General features: G+C 71.4%; 12 protein-coding genes. 5 read left to right on the forward strand and 7 right to left on the reverse strand.

Annotated features, from left to right (window positions below; all coding sequences use genetic code 11):
- Nucleotides 1-29: 29 nt before the first annotated feature.
- Nucleotides 30-1,439 carry a hypothetical protein gene (locus HW837_RS09165; RefSeq protein WP_093791452.1) on the forward strand — a complete coding sequence of 470 codons (1,410 nt, stop codon included), beginning with the start codon at nt 30-32 and terminating at the stop codon, nt 1,437-1,439.
- On the opposite strand, the gene HW837_RS09170 is transcribed toward HW837_RS09165, so the two are convergent.
- Nucleotides 1,384-3,141, reverse strand: coding sequence for a DUF2264 domain-containing protein (locus HW837_RS09170; protein WP_193381009.1), 1,758 nt, complete (start codon nt 3,139-3,141; stop codon nt 1,384-1,386). The two genes, HW837_RS09165 and HW837_RS09170, sit on opposite strands and share 56 nt — an antisense overlap.
- Before the next feature lie 340 nt (nt 3,142-3,481).
- Nucleotides 3,482-4,528 carry a rhamnogalacturonan acetylesterase gene (locus HW837_RS09175; protein WP_193381010.1) on the reverse strand — a complete coding sequence of 349 codons (1,047 nt, stop codon included), beginning with the start codon at nt 4,526-4,528 and terminating at the stop codon, nt 3,482-3,484.
- Between the two features lie 193 nt (nt 4,529-4,721).
- Between HW837_RS09175 and HW837_RS09180 the strand changes: the two genes are divergently transcribed.
- Nucleotides 4,722-6,404: a rhamnogalacturonan lyase B N-terminal domain-containing protein gene (locus HW837_RS09180; RefSeq protein WP_193381011.1), complete on the forward strand. Its 1,683-nt coding sequence runs from the start codon at nt 4,722-4,724 to the stop codon at nt 6,402-6,404.
- Nucleotides 6,405-6,411: 7 nt separating this feature from the next.
- Here the strand turns inward: HW837_RS09180 and HW837_RS09185 are convergent, their stop codons facing one another.
- Nucleotides 6,412-7,824: an RICIN domain-containing protein gene (locus tag HW837_RS09185; RefSeq protein WP_045559740.1), complete on the reverse strand. Its 1,413-nt coding sequence runs from the start codon at nt 7,822-7,824 to the stop codon at nt 6,412-6,414.
- Nucleotides 7,825-7,835: 11 nt separating this feature from the next.
- Nucleotides 7,836-8,909: a glycoside hydrolase family 43 protein gene (locus HW837_RS09190; protein ID WP_045559741.1), complete on the reverse strand. Its 1,074-nt coding sequence runs from the start codon at nt 8,907-8,909 to the stop codon at nt 7,836-7,838.
- Nucleotides 8,910-9,194: 285 nt separating this feature from the next.
- Here HW837_RS09190 and HW837_RS09195 point away from each other — a divergent pair, with 285 nt between their 5' ends.
- A complete protein-coding gene (locus tag HW837_RS09195; RefSeq protein WP_196789030.1) occupies nt 9,195-11,255 on the forward strand; it encodes an autotransporter in 2,061 nt (686 codons plus the stop codon).
- An 85-nt stretch (nt 11,256-11,340) separates the two neighbouring features.
- Here HW837_RS09195 and HW837_RS09200 read toward each other — a convergent pair whose 3' ends face one another.
- The gene (locus HW837_RS09200) at nt 11,341-12,738 is read right to left on the reverse strand and encodes an amino acid permease (protein WP_193381013.1); all 1,398 of its coding nucleotides are present in this window, start codon (nt 12,736-12,738) and stop codon (nt 11,341-11,343) included.
- 137 nt (nt 12,739-12,875) lie between these two features.
- On the opposite strand from HW837_RS09200, the gene mmuM reads away from it, so the two are divergent.
- Nucleotides 12,876-13,829: a homocysteine S-methyltransferase gene (gene mmuM / locus HW837_RS09205; protein WP_193381014.1), complete on the forward strand. Its 954-nt coding sequence runs from the start codon at nt 12,876-12,878 to the stop codon at nt 13,827-13,829.
- Between the two features lie 93 nt (nt 13,830-13,922).
- Nucleotides 13,923-14,993, forward strand: coding sequence for a LacI family DNA-binding transcriptional regulator (locus tag HW837_RS09210; protein ID WP_193381015.1), 1,071 nt, complete (start codon nt 13,923-13,925; stop codon nt 14,991-14,993).
- An 86-nt stretch (nt 14,994-15,079) separates the two neighbouring features.
- On the opposite strand, the gene HW837_RS09215 is transcribed toward HW837_RS09210, so the two are convergent.
- The gene (locus HW837_RS09215; RefSeq protein WP_045559745.1) at nt 15,080-15,892 is read right to left on the reverse strand and encodes an ABC transporter permease; all 813 of its coding nucleotides are present in this window, start codon (nt 15,890-15,892) and stop codon (nt 15,080-15,082) included.
- Complete coding sequence (locus HW837_RS09220) at nt 15,889-16,857, reverse strand: ATP-binding cassette domain-containing protein (RefSeq protein WP_093791460.1); 969 nt, start codon at nt 16,855-16,857, stop codon at nt 15,889-15,891. Before HW837_RS09220 ends, HW837_RS09215 begins: the two co-directional genes overlap by 4 nt.
- Between the last annotated feature and the right edge of the window lie 31 nt (nt 16,858-16,888).

Here is a 16,888-nt window from a genome sequence, read left to right on the forward strand (position 1 = left end):
CTCGTGCCCTTCGGCGGCGACCTCAAGGCATGACACCTGCAACACCCTCACCCTCCGCCCCGCCCAGACACCGTCGTCGCCATCTCGCGCGCAAGCCCGTCATCGGGTCGCTCGTGGCCGCGTCCGTGCTGGCGGGGGCCTGGTACGCGACCGCCGGGGCGGCGCCCTCGGCCCCCTCGGCGGCCGGTGATCTCACCGTCACGAACACGACCGTGAGCCTGCCGGCGAAGTTCCCCTATCTCTCGGCGGGCTACAACAACAGCCGGGAGTGGACGCGGACGGCGACGGCCGTCGCGCCGAACGGGACCCTGCGGGTCGCCTGGCCGGCCTCGGACGGCATCCATGTCACGCCGCTGACGGCGGTCGGCAAGCGCTCCGGCGCGGACACGGTCGTCAAGGGGACGAAGGAGGTCGGGGGCCTCGTCGCGCACAACGACGGGTTCGCTCTGCTGACCCGGGTCGCCGACACCAACAAGTGGAAGGAGACCGCCGCCGCGCTCGTCCGCTACAAGAACGGCAAGCAGGCCTGGCGGACCAAGCTCACCGGCGCCTCCTCCGACGACACGGCCCCGCTGCTCGACGGCCAGCTCGCCTGGAACGGCAAGAAGTACGGCGCCTACTTCGTGGTGCACGGCGCGGGCGGCTTCGCCGACGGCCACTTCGGCGACAAGCTCGCCTACGTCGGCTCCACCGGCAAGAAGCTGAGCGGCGGCTGGGGCTGGGGCTGCTCCCACAACGAGGGCATAGCCCTGCGCGCCGAGACCAGCGGGAACTTCACCTCCCTCTGCTTCGACGACTGGCGGTCCGGCCTGTTCGTCTCCACCGGCATAGGCGCCCCCGACAACGCGCCCGTCGTCCAGCGTGAGCAGTGCTGGGCCGGTTACTGCGGCGGCACCTTCGCGGGCCGCACCGGCGACCTGGTGAAGTCCTCCACCGGCCGCTACGCCACCGCGTTCGCCTCACGGGGCGCGGCATCCGCCAAGAAGAACCCGGACGACTCCAGCGGGCGGGGCTGGACGGTCAAGCCGAGGACCAGCACCCACCAGGTCGCCCTGGCGTTCCTCAAGAACCGGAACACCCCCTCGGGCAAGCCGGTCTACCTGACCTCCGCCAAGGGCACCGAGCACGTCAACGTGCGCGTCGCCCCGTACGGCAAGGACCGGCTCCTCGTCTCCTACGAGACCCTGAAGAACGCCAAGTGCGCGAGCGGTACCTGCACCGGCACCTTCACGGGCACCCACTTCCGGCTCGTGGACTGGAACGGCAAGCTCCAGGGCGCGGACAAGGTGGTGAAGGCGCGTATCTCCGGTGACATCGCCGTCCTGAAGGACGGGACGCTGGCCTGGGCGTACGCGCCCGTCACCCCGTCCTACACGACCGCCCTCACCGGGGCGTCACCGACCACGAAGACGCTGCGGATCGCTCGTCTGAAGCCGTAGCGCCGCGGTCGAACCGGAATGCCGCCCGCTCGCCGTCGGCCCAGGTCACGACCACGTCGTGACCGCCCTCCACCGTCACGGAGACCAGCTCCGTGAGCGGCAGGGGGTCGGGGTCGGCGGTGAGGCGGGCGAGCGCGACGAAGAGGGTGGCGTCCCCGGCCGTCGTGCCCTCGCATCCGGGGCCGCCGGTCTCCGACAGGCCGTGCGCGGGCGCGAGTTCGGCCCGTACGCCCTCCGCCGCCGCCCACCCCGTGATCCGCACCGGGGTGCCGGGCGCCGCGCCGCTCACCAACTGGGCACGGACCTCGACCGCGCCCCGGGCCACGACGAGGCCGGTGACCCGGACACCGCTGTCGCCGACCGCGTGCCGGGACGCGGCCCACCCCTCCCCCACGCCCAGCGGCTCGATGTCGACACGGCTCGCGTCGCCGCCGACGATCACGCTGTTGTCGTACGTCGCCGCCAGCGCCGCCAGGGGCACGGGTCGCGTCACCGTCGAGTAGGCGAGCCGGGTGTAGAAGGGGTCGTAGCGGACGTCCTCGCTGCCGTGGTTGTGGAGGCGGACCAGGCCGTCCGTACGGGTCGACTGCAGAAGCCAGTTGGGCGGGCCGAGGGGACGCAGCTCGTCCTCCTGTTCCACCGGTCCCGGCTCCTCCGTCGCCGTCCACACCTCGTGGTCGGGCGGCAGGAGCAGGCCGAGGAAGCCCTTGCTGGCCCAGTACGGGGAGGCGGGGCCCGAATAGCCTTGCAGGACGTCGGGGTCCGGGCCGTGCCAGCCCAGCGACAGCAGGCCCCGGTCGTCGACCGCGCCCCGGTCGAGGAAGTACTTCAGCGCGCCCGAGGCCAGCCGCCGCGTCTGCCCCGGCGACAGCGGCGTACGGCCGGTGAGGGCGCCGAGCCAGAGCGGGACGGTCGTCGCGAAGCGGTAGGTGAGGGAGCGGCCCTGGTGGAGGGGGGCGCCGTCGCCGCCGAACAGGCGGGCGTAGTCGTCGAGATGGGTGGCGAGGCGGTCGCCGTAACGGGCGAGGAGGTGGTCGTCCTTCGCGAGCCAGGCGTGCAGCACCGGGTAGAGGTGCATGGCCCAGCCGTTGTAGTAGTCGAACTTGCGGCCGTCGCCGTCGGTGTACCAGCCGTCGCCGAGGTACCACTGCTCGATCCGGTCGAGGCGCTGCTCGACGACACGGCGGGACAGCTCCGGTTCGTACCCGATCTCTTCGAGGAAGCCGCCGACGGTCACCGGGAACAGCTCCCAGTTGCAGGGCCACGGTTCGGCGGTGAGCGCGTCGCCGAGCCAGGCCGCCGCGCGCTGTCGGACGCCGTCGTCGAGGCGGTCCCAGAGTTCCTTGCGGGTCACGCGCAGTGCGAAGGCGATGGAGGCGGCCTCGACGAGGGGCTGGCTACGGTCCTCGATGCGCGGCCAGACGCCGGACACGCCGGCGGCCAGGCCGTCGGCGTAGCGGGCCAGCGCGGTCTCGTCCCGGCGGAACGCGGCGAGCAGGAGGGTGCGGGCGTATCCCTCCAGACCGTCGGAGAGCCGGCCGGACCAGCTGGAGCGGTCGCCGGGCAGGTGGTAGAGGGCCCCGTCGGCCGTGGCGTACGGCTCCACGGCGGTCAGCAGGGAGTCGGCCGCGGACTCCCAGTGGGCGCGGGTGTAGCCGGTGTATGGGCTGAGGGTGCGGTCGTCCTGGGGCTGGGTGTGCATGGCGCTGCGCTTTCTGACCGGGGGGAGGAGAGAGGGAGAGGGCGGCTGGGGTGAGTTGTCGGGTGCGGGTCCGGTGGGGCTTCTCGCGCAGTTCCCCGCGCCCCTAAAAGACCAGGCCCCTGCGGGCCTGAAAGCCCACGGCCCTGCGGGCCTGAAGGGCGACGGGGCTGCGGGCCTGAAAGGCGACGGGGCTGCGGGGTGAAAAGCACGGGGCGCAGCCCCTGCTTTTCAGGGGCGCGGGGAACTGCGCGAGAAGCCCCACCGACCCGCACCCGACAACACACCTCCCGTTCCGGCAAAACCTGAGGCGCCCCGGTTCCGGTCGGGGCGCCCCAGGCGTCTATCCCACCCTGGTCTTCCCCTCCGGCACCAGCCCCAGGGCGACGAGTCCGTCACGGACGAGCCCGGCGTAGACCGTCGCCCCGTGCACGGACGTATGGGTGTTGTCGCGCTTCTCGTTGTACAGGTACAGCGCCTTGGACCCCTCCGTCCCCAGCGACTCCACCAGCGCCTTCGTCCCGGCGGTGAGGTCGATCAGCGGCACGTCCCCCGCCGCCGCGACCTCACGCGTGACCGCCGGGTGGTCCACGCCCAGCCCGTTCACCAGCAGGGCCGTGCCGTTGTTGAGCGTGCCGTCGGAGTTGAACCAGCGGCGGACGATCGGGGTGACCAGGACGGGCCGGCCGCCCTTCTCGCGGACACCCGCGACCAGCGTCTCCAGGTTGGCCCGGTACGTGGCCTCGTCGGTCTGCTTGTCGTTGTGGGCCAGCTGGATCAGCACCAGGTCGCCCCGGCGGATCTGCGGCTGGACGGTGGCCCACAGCCGGGAGTCGGCCAGGTAGGACACCGTGCTCTCGCCGGAGTCGGCGTAGTTGGCGACCGAGACGCCCTTGCGGAGGTACTGCGGGAGCTGCTGGCCCCAGCCGGAGTAGGGGTCGCCGGGCTGGTCGCAGACCGTGGAGTCACCGACGAGGAAGATCTGGCGGGCCCGCTTCGCGGGGGTCACCCGGATGTCGGCCAGCGCGGGCGCGGAACCGCCGACGGCCAGGTCGAGGCCGGGGGTGCCGGCCGGGCCGGTCGGCTCGCCCTCGGGGGTGCGGACGTTCACGGTGAAGCTGCGGAGGACGGTGTCCCCGGCCTCCGTGGCCGTCTCGGCGAGCAGCGTGCGGCGCGTCTCGCCGGTGATCTTCGTGCTCGCCGCGTCCTGCCCGCCGAGGCGGACCGTGACGTCGTACGTGCCGTCCGGGACGTCGAAGTGGCAGGCGTTCGCGGCGCAGTTCTCCAGGCCCAGCGCGGGGCGGCCCCGGTGCGCCTCGGCCGGCGCGGCCGCCAGGACGGTGCCCAGGGTCGCGGCCGCCGTCAGTGCGGCGACGGTGAAACGTCTCATTGCGGCTCCTCACAGGGGTGACATGACCCGGCGGCTGGACGGTACATCGTTTGGCAAGCGCTTTCTAGATGTCGGCCCACTTTCACAAGATTGTCAACTTCCTCCTCGCGAAAGCCCTTTCGCGAAAACGATTCAACTGTCACTCTTCCGAATCACCCGCACTCCCCCCACGCACCTCCGAGGAGGCACCCCCATGTCCGGATCCCCCGACCGCCCGACGCTCGGCCGACGCGGCTTCGTCGTCGGCACCGCCGCCACCGCCACCGCCGCCGCGCTCGCCGGGCCGCTGGCCGGCACCGCCCGCGCCGCGACCTTCGGCTACACCGACGACGGCACCAACTACGTGATCGACACCGGCGCGAACCTGGTGTTCAAGGTCAGGAAGAGCAACGGCGACCTGTCGTCGCTGGTCTACCGGGGCGTGGAGTACCAGGGTTACGGCGGCATGAACTCGCACATCGAGTCCGGCCTCGGCACCTCCACCGTCACCATCAGGCAGTCCGGCTCGACGATCCTCGTCTCCGTCGCCTACGGCACGATCAGGCACTACTACGCGGCCCGCAGCGGCGAGAACAACGTCTACCTGTGGACCAACAAGGCCGACACCTCGGTCTCCGCGACCCGCTTCATCGTGCGGGTGAAGGCGGGCCTGTTCCTCAACGACCAGCCCGACTCCTACACCTACGCGCCCACGACCATCGAAGCCTCGGACGTGTTCAGCAAGTCCGACGGCCAGACCCGCTCGAAGCACTTCTCCAGACTCCGCGTCATGGACTACGACTACGTGGGCTGGTCGGCGAACGGCGTCGGTCTGTGGGTGGTCCGCAGCAACCACGAGAAGGCCTCCGGCGGCCCCTTCTACCGCTCCCTGCTGCGCCACCAGAGCGCGGACGGCGGCGGCCTCTACGAGATCCTGTACTACGGCCAGAACCAGACCGAGGAGCAGCGGTTCGGCCTCCAGGGCCCGTACGTCATCGCCTTCACGGACGGCGGGGCGCCCTCCTCCTCGCTGTTCCCGGGCACCCTGACCACCCCGTGGGCGGACTCGCTGGGCCTGTCCGGGTACGTCTCCGCGAGCGGCCGGGGCCGGGTGGCGGGTGTCGGCATCACCGGGCGGAACACGGCGTACGCGTACACGGTGGGGCTCGCCAACTCGGCAGCGCAGTACTGGGGTTCGGCACGGGCGTCGGACGGCTTCTTCTCCGTCTCCGGGGTGCTCCCGGGGACGTACACCCTCACGGTCTTCAAGGGCGAGCTGGCGGTGTACACGACCTCGGTGACGGTCTCGGCGGGCGGGGCGACGACGCTGAACTCGATCGCGATCCCGTCCACCAACGACCCGTCGAACGCGTCCACGATCTGGCGGATCAACGACTGGAACGGCACGCCGAGCGGGTTCAAGAACGCCGACCTGATGACGTACGCGCATCCGTCGGACACCCGGGCGGCCGCCTGGACCGGCAACGTGGTGATCGGCAGCGGGACCGAGACCTCGGCCTTCCCCTGCTACCTCTGGAAGGACGTGAACAGCGGTCTCCTCGTCTACTTCCGGCTGACCGCCGCGCAGGCCGCAGCCGCCCACACCCTGCGCATCGGGGTGACGACGGCCTACGCCAACGGCCGGCCGCAGGTCGTCGTGAACGACACCTGGACCTCGGCCATCCCCTCCCCGCCCACCCAGCCGAACACGCGGTCCCTGACCAACGGGTCCTACCGGGGCAACAACCACACGTTCACCTACAGCGTCCCGGCGTCCGCCTGGCTGGCGGACACGAGTCAGTACAACGTGCTGAAGATCAACGTGGTGAGCGGTTCGGGGACGACCTCCTACCTCAGTGCGGGGACGGCGATCGACGCGATCGACCTGCTGAGCTGATTGACCGTCATGTTCCGCGCGTCCACTGCTGGTTGGTGCCGCTGTTGCACGTGTACGTGATGATCGCGGCACCGTCGGCGGTGGACGCGCCGTTGACGTCCAGGCATTCGCCGGACGCGCGGGACTTGACGTTCACGTAGGAGCCGGTGGTGGTGAGCGAGAACTGCTGGGCGGTGTTGGAGGAGTTGCAGTTCTCCTGGGTGACCGTGTTGGCGTTCTCCTGGACGCACAGGGAGCTGTGCCGGGTCATCAGCTGGTAGTAGCCGCTGCCGACGGACTTGAACCAGTACTTCTGGTTGTTGCCGCCGTTGCAGGCGTACTGCTTGATCTGGGCTCCCGCCCACTGCGACTGGCTGGTGACGTCGGCGCACTTGGACGAGTGGCGGGCGATCAGCGTGTTGTACGTGGCGCCGGCGCCGCTGATCGTGCCGGTGGCCGTGTCGATCGTGACCTCCGGGGTCCAGGACATGGACATCGTGGTGGAGGTCGGGAAGGTCAGCGGCAGCCAGACGTAGCGGGAGTCGTTGACCGTGCCGCCGATGGAGTTGCCCCAGCGGTCGCCCATGTACAGGTAGGAGGTCGTCGACGTGCCCTGCACCGGCAGGACGTAGGCGGTCTGCGAACCGAAGGTCGTGGAGTCGCCGACGTTGGCCATGGCGGTCCAGGGGCCCGCGATGTTGGTGGCGGTGGCGTACTGCTGCTGGTTGGGGTTCCAGCCCGTGGCGCCCGAGGTCAGCATGAAGTAGACGTTGCCCCGCTTGAACAGGGCCGGGGCCTCGCGGTGGCCGCCGTGCCAGGGGTCGGCGACGAGGGCGGCGACGCCCGTGTAGTCGGCGGTGAGGCGGTAGATCTGGAGGTCGTAGTTCTCGCGGGCCGCCGAGATCATGTAGCCGGTTCCGTCGCTGTCCACGAACGTGGTGATGTCACGGGACATGTGCTGGCCCAGCGGGCGGAAGCTGCCCCGCCAGGTGTAGTTCCCGTCGACGGTGTCGGAGACGGCGACGGCCGCGCGGGCCTCGCTGTAGTCGACGCCGTTCTCCTTGTGCATCCACATCACGAACTTGCCGGTGGCCGCGTTGTACATGACCTTCGGGCGCTCGATGTTGGCGGTCGCCAGCTCCGGGTCGGTGGCCTCGGTCAGGACGTGGTTGCGGAACTCCCAGTTCTTCAGGTCCGTGGAGCGGTAGGCCGAGACGTACCGGAAGGTGTTGTCGGCGTTGCGGTTCTCGCCGAACCAGTAGTAGTAGGTGCCGACCTTGATGACGCCGCCGCCGTGGGCGTGCAGGGGGTTGCCGCCGCTGTCGGTGAACTGGGTGCCGTTGGTGATGGTCTGCGGCGCCGCCTGCGCGGGGCCGGCCGTGACGAGGGCGCCTGCCAGCGCCAGACAGAGCGCGAGGAGTGTCGCGTACGCACGTCTCATCTCAGCTCTCCTTACCGGGCGTTCGGGGTGGGCGAGTCGGCGACGGGGACGCCGAAGTCGGGGGTGCCGTCTGGCTTCCAGCCCAGGCGCTGGATCCGGGTGTGACGGTTGGGGTCGTTGAGCGGGTCGCCGACGATGTCCTTGTACTGCCGGGCGTGGTAGACGAGGACGTCGGTGCAACCGTCCTCGGCGACGGTGAAGCTGTTGTGGCCCGGCCCGTACTGCTTGGTGGTGTCGTTGCTGGTGAAGACCGGTGTCGGGGACTTCGACCAGTTGGCCGGGTCCATGAGGTCCGCGTCCGCGTCGATCGTCAGCAGACCCATGCAGTAGTTGAAGTCGGTGGCGCTCGCCGAGTACGTCATGAAGAGGCGGCCATTGCGTTTGATGACCGACGGGCCCTCGTTGACCTTGAAGCCGATGACCTCCCAGTCCAACTCCGGTGTGGTGAGCCGCACCTGAGGTCCCGTCAGGGTCAGCGGGTCGGCCATCCTCGAGAGCCAGACCGCGGTGTTGTTGTTCATCCCGGGCTCGTGCTGCGCCCACGCGAGATAGCGGGAGCCCCGGTGGGTGAAGGTGGTGGCGTCCAGGGAGAAGGTCTCCCAGGCCGTCTTCAGCTGCCCGCGCTCGACCCAGGTGCCCTTGAACGGGTCCCGGTGGGAGTTCTCCAGGACCCAGATGCGGATCGCCCAGATGTCCTCGGCGGGCGCGGAGGCGAAGTAGATGTACCACTTGCCGTCGATGCGGTGGATCTCGGGCGCCCAGATGTGCGCGCCCATCGCGCCCGTGGCGTGCTTGCGCCAGATCACGGACTCGGCGGCCGTCGACAGCCCGCGCAGCGTGCGGGACCTGCGCAGGATGATCCGGTCGTACTCGGGCGCGGTCGCCGTGAAGTAGTAGAAGCCGTCGGTGTGCCGGTTGATGTGCGGGTCGGCGCGGTTGCGGACCAGCGGGTTGACGAAGGGCGGCCGGGAACCGGCCGCGTGGGCGGCGGTCGCGGGCATCGCCGTGAGGGCGCCGGCGGCCAGGGCGCCCTTCAGGAGCAGTCGGCGGTTCGGGGGTTCGGGAACGGTGTGGTCGCGGCCCATGTGGCTGTGGCTTCCTCTCGGAGGGGGGAACAAAAGGAAACAGAAATGTTCGACATATCGCACAAGATCTTTCATTCCGAACGCCGAAAAGGTAAAGGCGTGTTACGGGGAGGTCAACGGGTTGGGCGAGACGAACACGGGCTCACAGGAACGGAACCGGGGTCCGGATCGGAGGTCGGCACGAGATTTCTGTTATCGGCGCGCACCCGGACCGTCTCCCATGACGTGCGCACCCCCCTCCACAAGACAGCGTCGGCCGCCGGAGCCCTGGCGGTCACCGCCCTGATGCTCGGCGCCCCGACCGCGACCGCCGCCGGCCCCCGCGATGTCACCGCCGACGTCCTCGCCGGACGGAACGTCATCCTCACCGGGGACACGGTGGTGACCGTGCCGTCCGGAAAGACCACGTACGACGGTGTGTTCAGCGGCACCGGCACCCTCACCGTGCGCGGCACCGGCACGCTGGTCCTCACCAAGGACAGCGACTTCACCCTGCCCAAGTCCCGGCAGCGGCAGAGCGTGCGGATCCTCGGCGGGAACCACCCCTACGTCACCGTCACCCGCCCGGACCCGCCCGCCGTGACCGTCGCCGAGGGCGCCACCCTCCAGTACGGCGACAGCGGCTCGACCGGGGTGATCGGCCACTACCCGTACGGCACCCCGGCGTTCCGGCTCAACCAGAACAACATCCGGGTCGACGGCACCCTGCGGCTCGCGCTGAAGAACGTCCAGTACAACCTGGGCACCATCAGCGGCTCCGGCCTGGTCACCCAGCCGAGGTTCCTGTGGGCCACCTGGGACCTGTCGGGCACCCACCCCTTCAGCGGCGTCATCGACAACGGCACCCAGGTCAACGCCGGGCGCCCGGAGTTCGCGACCTCGCTGCCGAACGCGCGCAAGGTCCTCAACCAGGGCACCTGGACCGTGGACACCCCGCTGGGCCAGACCGTCACCCAGGGCATGGACTTCTACCAGCGCGAGTACGGCAGCGACATCAACGTCCAGTCGCGGCCGGGCAGCAAGGTGATCCTCACCGGCCAGTACAGCTGGTCCGACCGGGGCGGCGACACCAACCCCTCGCTGAGCGACCCCGCCCTGAACTGGACGCCCGCGCACAAGAACGTCAACAAGCGCGGCACCAACATCAAGGGCGCGAACGTCCAGTGGGGCGACGGGACGACGAACAAGATCTTCATGCCGGGCACGGCCGAGACGGTCTATATCAACCTGCTGGCGGCCCGCTCCCGTTCCCTGCTCACCTTCGACTACAACGGGCCCGTCACCCTGGGCGCCCCCATCGGCGGCGGCCGCTTCCACGACACGCTCTCCGCGCCCGGCGCCGGGGACGTCGTCATCGCGGGGACCAAGGGCAACGACGTCACCTTCGCCGCCGTGCAGTACTACGACGGCTCGACGACGGTCGAGAAGGGCGCGGTGCTGCGGCTGGGCAGCGGCAGGGCCGGGGGCGACGGCGGGCTCTACACCAAGGGCGACCTGTCCAAGGTGGTCAACGACGGTTCGCTCATCGTGCGCAACGTCTCGAAGCCGGTGACGCTGGCGCGGATCGGCGGCAGCGGCTCGCTCACGCAGTCGGGCAGGGCCACCACGACCCTGACGGGCACGGCGGTGACCTACACCGGGGCGACCAACGTCACCAAGGGCACGCTGGCACTGCGCTCGGGGGCGACCCTCGCCCACAGCAGGACCGTCCGGCTCACCACCCCCGGCGCGAAGCTCGACGTGGGCGCCGCCGGGCTGAAGGTGACCAGGTCGCTGTCCGGCAGGGGCACGGTCCGGGGCGCGGTGACCAACGCGGGTGTGGTCGTCGCCGGCCTCACCGTGACCGGCGGCTACACCCAGACAGCCCGGGGTCAACTGGTGCTGCGGGAGCGGCCGTTGAAGGTCAGCGGGGCGGTGCGGCTGGCCGGTGGGCTGGACTTCGCGGCCCTGGCCGACGTCGGCGGACCCGGCGAGACGATCACCGTGATCGACCATCGCGGCAAGGGCGCGACCACCGGGAGGTTCACCGGGCTCCGGGAGGGCGCCAGGGTGAAGCTGGCCGACACCACGTACCGGATCGGGTACAAGGGCGGCGACGGCAACGACGTCGTCCTCACCCGGGCGAAGGGCGGCCCGTCGCCGTCCGTGAAGGCCGCCGCGGGCCCCGCCTCCGGTCCCGGCGCGCAGGACCCCCGTACCCAGAACGCGAGCGCCTCCGCCGACAGCGGCCTCGGCTGGTGGCCGTACGCACTCGCCCTCGGCGGCCTCACCGGGCTGCTGGTGCCGGTCACCAGACGCCGCAGGAACCGCCGCCGCGGCGGCGGCCGGCACGCGGCCACGGGCTGAGCCGGGCGTCGCGCGGGGTGGAACACCGGCGGGCGGGCGGTCGCTGTACGGGGGTCAGCGGCCGTCCGCCCGCCGGGCGGCGAGCCTAGGCCGTGGCGCCGTCCGCCTCGACCTCGGGCTCCTCCTGCCGTCCCCGCAGCCACACGTACACCGGGATGCCCGCGAAGAGGAACAGTGCGCCCTGGTAGACGGCCGCGTAGCCGGCGCCGGCGATCAGCCAGAAGGAGAAGGCGAAGGAGAGGGCGGCGACGATCAGGTCGCGGACCAGGCCGGCGGGGCGGACCCGCTCCCGGGTGCCGCGGGCCAGCCAGTACAGCTGGGCGGCGGCGGACAGCAGGTAGGGGACGCAGCCGGTGAACGTGGTGATGAGGACGAGGACACGGAACGCGGTGTCCGGGTCGTCCGCGTAGTTGACGGCGATGAGGAGCGTGCCGAGGACGGCGGTGGCGAGGACACCGAAGGAGGGGACGCCGCCCTTGCCGATCCGGGCGAACGGCTTCGGGAAGAGGCCGTCGCGGGCGGCGGCGTACGGCATCTGGGCGCTGAGCAGGACCCAGCCGTTGAGGCAGCCGACGATCGAGGCCACCGCGACCAGCGCGATCACCGTGCCGCCCCAGCTGCCGCCGGCCATCGAGTTCACCGCGTCGGCGAAGGGGGCCCCGGACTCGACGAGTTGCTTGTGCGGGACGAGGCCGAACACGGCGACCGTGCCGAGGATGTAGACCACTGCGGAGGCGAGGGTGCCGAGGACGCTGGCGCGGCCCACGTTCCGCTCGGGGTCCTTGACCTCGCCCGCGCTGACGGCGGCCGACTCGACGCCCAGGAAGCTGTAGAGCAGGAGCGCAGCCGCGGCGGCGACCGCGCCCGGGGCGCTCTCGCCGGAGGCGTTGAACGGGCCGAAGTTGTCCGTGTCGATGAAGAACAGGCCGACGGTCGCGACCAGCAGCAGGGGCACGAACTTCAGCACGGTGGAGACGATCTGGACGGCGCCCACGTAGCGGGTGCCCGCGAAGTTCGCTGCGGCGGGCAGCCACAGCGCGGCCAGGGCCACCAGCGCCAGGGCGACCTTGCTGTCGCCCAGGGGTATCAGCACGTCGACATAGCCGACGACACCGACGGCGAGCGCGGCGATGCTGACCCAGCACATCGTCCAGTACGACCAGGCCGACAGAAAGCCCGCGAAGGGCCCGAAGGCGTCGCGCGGGTAGACGTAGAGGCCACCGGTGACCGGGCTGCGCCGGGCCAGCTTGCCGAAGAGCAGGGCGAGCAGGACGGCGGCCACGGAGAGGATGACGAAGGCGAGCAGGCTGACCGTGCCGTAGGGGGCGACGGCAGCGGGGAGGGTGAAGATGCCACCGCCGATGATGTTGCCCATGACGAGGGCGGTGGCCGCGGCGAGCCCGAACTTGCGACCCGGGGCGGCCCTGCCGGCGGGCGAGGTCGGTTCGGGCTCGGTGGCCTCGGGGGTGCTGATCGTGGTCATGGCGGTTCCCGGGGGATGGGGCGGGGTGGGGACGGGGAGGGCGTGATCGTACCGCCGAGGTCCACATGGTGGTCAATCTGTTCATGTACTGGACACACTCGGGTGGGCACGCCCCTCGCTCGACTACCGTCGTCGGCATGACCAGCAACGCACCCGGCAGCCTTCCCCACGTCCCCGGCCCCCGCGTCGGCCCCTTCGCGGCGGCCCTCGCCGCCGATGTCCTCGTCCTCGACGGCGGCATGTCCAACCAGTTGGAGTCGGCCGGGCACGACCTGAGCGACGAGCTGTGGTCGGCGCGGCTGCTCGCGGAGCAGCCGGAGGCGATCACCGAGGCCCATCTCGCCTACTACGAGGCGGGCGCGAGCGTGGCGATCACCTCCAGCTACCAGGCCACCTTCGAGGGCTTCGCGAAGCGTGGCATCGGGCGCGAGCGGGCGGCCGAACTCATGTCGCTGAGCGTCGGGTTGGCCGTGGACGCGGCGGTCGAGGCCACGGCGCGGGGCGTCACGCGCCCGCTGCTGAGCGCCGCCTCGGTAGGCCCGTACGGGGCGATGCTGGCGGACGGCTCCGAGTACCGGGGCCGGTACGGGCTGAGCGGGGCCGAGCTGGAGCGGTTCCACCGGCCGCGCCTGGAGGCACTGGCCGCCGCCCGCCCCGATGTCCTCGCGCTGGAGACGATCCCCGACACCGACGAGGCCGAGGCGCTGCTGCGGGCGGTCCGGGGCCTGGAGGTGCCCGCCTGGCTGTCGTACACGATCGCCTGTGACCGCACCCGCGCCGGGCAGCCGCTGGAGGAGGCCTTCGCGCTCGCCGCCGACGCCGAGGAGGTCGTCGCGGTGGGCGTGAACTGCTGCTCCCCCGACGACGTGGACGGCGCGATCGAGACGGCCGTCCGGGTCACCGGCAAGCCCGTCGTGGTGTACCCGAACAGCGGGGAGACCTGGGACGCGTCGGCGCGGGCCTGGACCGGGCGGTCGACGTTCACCACCGAGCAGGTCGAGGGGTGGCGGGCGGCCGGGGCCCGGCTGATCGGCGGGTGCTGCCGGGTGGGCCCGGAGGCGATCGCGGCCATCGCCAAGTCCCTGGCCTGACGGACCCGGGGCGCCGGCCGGCCGCCCGCTGCTAGCCTCCCTCCGGGGAAACCGGTTACCGAGGGGGTGCCGTGTGGCTGGGTGGGGTGCAGCATGACGAGGAAGAACGCGGACGACGGCCGCAGCACGATCCGGGACGTCGCCGCGCGGGCCGGTGTCTCGGCGGCCACGGTGTCGCGGGTGCTCGGCGGGGTCTACCCCGTGAGCGCGGCGACCCGCACCCAGGTGCTGCGTGCCGTCCGCGAACTGGACTACGTCGCCGACGCCCGCGCCAAGGCGATCGCCGGGGCCGGCACCCCCACCCTCGGCTTCGTCCTGGACGACATCACCGGCCCCTCGTTCGCGCTGATGGCGCACGGTGTGGAGCGCGAGGCGACCCGGCTCGGCCATCTCTGTCTGGTGTGCAGCACCGACGGGGACGCGGGCCACGAGGCGGACTTCATCGAGACGATGCGGGCGCAGCGGGCCGCCGCCGTCATCCTGGTCGGCGGCGGCGCGGACACCGCCGAGTACCGGTCGCGCACCGCGCGGATCGCCGACGGGCTGGCGGCCGCCGGGTCCCGGCTCGTGCTCTGCGGACGGCCGCCGCTGGACCCGGGAGCGCCGGTCACTGTCATCGAGTACGACAACGAGGGTGGCGCGTACGCCCTGTGCGCGCACGTCCTGTCCCAGGGGCACCGGCGGATCCTGTTCCTCGGAGGGAAGCCGGAGCACACGACCGCGCAGGGGCGTGAGCGTGGCTATCTGGCGGCCCATCGGGCGCGGGGTGTGGAGACGGATCCCGCGCTGCGGCTGACCGGGGACTTCACCCGGGACTCCGGGTACCGGTCGATGCGGCGGGCGCTGGAGGAGGGGCTCGACTTCACGGCGGTGATGGCGTCGACCGACATGGTCGCGGCGGGCGCGCTGACCGCACTGCGCGAGGCGGGGGTGTCGGTGCCCGGGGACGTGTCCCTCGTCGGCTACGACGACATCCCGTTCGCGCGTGATCTGTGTCCGCCGCTCACGACGGTGCGGGTGCCGTACGAGGAGCTGGGGCGGCTGGCGGTGCGGACGGCGTTGGAGCGGGGGCGCTCCGCTGGGGACGAGCACCTGTTGCTGGGGACGCATGTGGTGGTGCGTGCATCGGTGGGGGTGGTGGGCGGGGTCGTGTCTCCCGGGTGAGGTGGTTTGCCGGGTGCGGGTGCGTGGGGGCTGATCGCGCAGTTCCCCGCGCCCCTGGAGGGGCGCGGGGTGCGGGGACTTGGTGTCTACTTCGCGTCGTTGTCGTACTTCGCGGTGGCCCAGAAGTAGCCGAGGGCCGTGAGGCCCACGCACCAGGCGACGGCGAGCCAGCCGTTGTGGCCGATCTCGGTGCCGAGGAGGAGGCCGCGCAGGGTCTCGATCGCGGGGGTGAAGGGCTGGTACTCGGCGATGGGCCGGAACCAGCCCGGCATGGTGTCGGCCGGGATGAAGGCGCTGGAGATGAGGGGCAGGAGGATCAGCGGCTGGGCGCTGTTGGCGGCGGCCTCGGCGTTCGGGCTGACCAGGCCCATGCCGACCGCGATCCAGGTGAGCGCCAGGGAGAACAGGGCGAGCAGGCCGAGCGCAGCCAGCCACTCCAGGGCGGTGGCGTCGACGGAGCGGAACCCGATGGCGACGCCCACGGCGCCGACGAGCACCACGCTGGCGACGCAGCTCAGCACGCTGCCGGCGACATGCCCGACGAGGACGGAGCTGCGGTGGATCGCCATCGTGCGGAAGCGGGCGATGATGCCCTCGTTCATGTCGGTGGCGACCGAGACCGCGGTCCCGACGACGGTGCCGCCGATGGTCATCATCAGGATGCCCGGGACGATGTAGGCGATGTAGTCGGAGCGGTCGCTGCCGCCGATGCCCGCGCTCATCACGTCGCCGAAGATGTAGACGAAGAGCAGCAGCAGCATGATCGGGGTCAGCAGCAGGTTGAGGGTGAGGGAGGGATAGCGGCGCGCGTGCAGGAGGTTGCGGCGCAGCATCGTGGAGGAGTCGCGGACGGCGAGGGCGAGGGAGCTCGGGCGGGCGGTGGCCTGGGGGGCGCTCATCGGACGGTCTCCTCGGACTGGTTCGGCTGGGCGGGGACGTCGGTGCCGGTCAGGGCGAAGAACACGTCGTCGAGGTCGGGGGTGTGCACGGTGAGTTCGTCGGCCTCGATGCCGGCGGTGTCCAACCGGTCGAGGACGGCGCGCAGTTCGCGCTGGGTGCCGCCGCTGGGAATCTGCAGGGCGAGGGCCTCGTCGTCCCGGGTGACCTCGCGCAGCGCGGAGGCGGCGGAGCGGTAGGCGCCCGGGTCGGTGAAGCGGAGGCGGACGTGCCCGCCGGGTATCTGCCGCTTCAGTTCGTCGGCGGTGCCCTCGGCGGCGATCTTTCCGTTGTTCAGGACCGCGATGCGGTCGGCGAGTTCGTCGGCCTCCTCCAGGTACTGGGTGGTGAGGAAGACGGTGACGCCGTCGGAGACCAGTTCACGGATGATCTGCCACATGTTGTGGCGGCTGCGCGGGTCGAGGCCGGTGGTCGGCTCGTCGAGGAAGATGATGCGCGGGTCGCCGACCAGGGTCATGGCGATGTCGAGCCGGCGCTTCATGCCGCCCGAGTAGGTGGAGGCGGGCTTCCCGGCGGCCTCGGTGAGGTCGAAGCGCTCCAGCAGTTCGGCGGCGACCCGCCGCCCCTCCCTCCTGGGCAGGTGGTGCAGGTCCGCCATGAGGAGCATGTTCTCCTCGCCCGTGATCAGCCCGTCGACGGCCGAGAACTGCCCGGTGACACCGATCGCGGCGCGGACCGCCTGCGGGTCGGCGGCGAGGTCGTGGCCGCCGACCCGGATCCCGCCGGACCCGGGGCCGGGCGGCACGAGAGTGGAGAGGATCTTGACGGCGGTGGTCTTGCCGGCCCCGTTCGGGCCGAGCAGGGAGAAGATCGTCCCCTCGGGGACGGTCAGGTCGATGCCGTCGAGCACGACCTTGTCTCCGTAGGACTTGCGCAGTCCGTTCGCCGCGATGGCCGGGCTGGTCATGGTGGGAGTGCTCCTTCGGGCTGCTGGGCGG

Source organism: Streptomyces caniscabiei (assembly GCF_014930365.1).
Lineage (GTDB): Bacteria > Actinomycetota > Actinomycetes > Streptomycetales > Streptomycetaceae > Streptomyces > Streptomyces caniscabiei.